Consider the following 560-nt stretch of genomic DNA (forward strand, 5'->3'; position numbering starts at 1 on the left):
GTCGGTGACTTCTGCGGCTTTGATATAAACCAGCGCATCGTTCTTCGGGGAACTCAGAATATAGCAGTTTGCGCATTCGATATTGCACAGCGTGCCCGTATTGAACCAAAGCGTCTGCGGATCGCTCAGCGCAACGCTAGCGCGCACGTCGCCTTTTGCAGTGACAAAAGGGTCGGAGAACTTTTCTGCGGGCAAAGCTACGGTCAAGTCTTTCATGGATCGTCCCTGATAACTGGTTTATTTGCACTTAACCTCTGACAGGCGCGCAGAAAAGTGCTCAAACAAGGACTGACACCATTGTGATGTGCTAAAGCAGTGTTAGACATTTGCAAAAAGGCGCGTTAAACGGAGCGCAAACAACACCTGTTAGCGCTAACGGCGCTGGTCAAAACTTGGAGCGCCTCAATGGTTTCACGTGTCATTCCTGTAGATCCTTTTGATTTGGTCATCTTCGGCGGAACGGGCGATCTGGCGCGCCGCAAGATTCTGCCGGGTCTGTTCCGCCGTTATTGCGCAGGTCAAATTCCTGACGACAGCCAGATCATTGGCGCAGCGCGCGC

2 pseudogenes are annotated in these 560 nt (G+C 52.3%); one reads left to right on the top strand and one right to left on the bottom strand.

The features are described from left to right. Nucleotides 1–216 (bottom strand): annotated as a pseudogene (locus ACPGUT_RS16135) (radical SAM protein); the annotation flags it as partial. Nucleotides 217–405: 189 nt separating this feature from the next. On the opposite strand from ACPGUT_RS16135, the pseudogene ACPGUT_RS16140 reads away from it, so the two are divergent. Next, nucleotides 406–560, top strand: a pseudogene (locus ACPGUT_RS16140) (glucose-6-phosphate dehydrogenase); the annotation flags it as partial.

Source organism: Halocynthiibacter sp., from assembly GCF_049608145.1.
Classification (GTDB): Bacteria; Pseudomonadota; Alphaproteobacteria; order Rhodobacterales; family Rhodobacteraceae; genus Halocynthiibacter.